This is a genomic window from Wolbachia endosymbiont of Tuta absoluta, assembly GCF_059414725.1.
In genome coordinates, this window is the sequence record NZ_JBNRJY010000034.1 from 1 (window position 1) to 434 (window position 434).

General features: G+C 44.9%; 1 protein-coding gene. It reads right to left on the reverse strand.

The window, feature by feature from the left end; genetic code table 11:
- The coding region (locus ACJ5GX_RS00245; RefSeq protein ID WP_495292567.1) for a fimbrial protein at nucleotides 1-382 on the reverse strand (382 nt) is incomplete at its 3' end.
- Nucleotides 383-434: the final 52 nt, after the last annotated feature.

Below are 434 nucleotides of genomic sequence, written 5' to 3' on the forward strand. Positions count from 1 at the left end.
CGTTTTGGTTTGGGTATTGATGCCTATATTGATCGATCAGCGTTTTTGCTGTTGAGTAATCCGCACCTGTCAAGCCCAATATTTTTGCAGTGTGGTCTGCGATTTCGATACCGACATTTTTTGCTGCTGTGCCGTTTGCATCAGCAGCAGACACTGTCAAGAGCTTAGCACCAGCTGTACCACCCACAGCATTACCTTGGAAGGCAACTGCTGCAGTTGCTTGAACTGTAGGATTACAGTCCACAAGTTTGATTTCAAAAGGTACAGCAGTTGTTTTATCACCTGCTTTGGTAAAGCTTGCTGTACGAATTTGACCGAGTGTTACGGTTTGATTTGCAGAACCTGTGCTGACTGCGCATGCAGCATTGACAAGATCGATCAAGCTTACCTTGCATAGCAAGCTCTGTAATATCTTTTGTATACCTCTTTGCCGC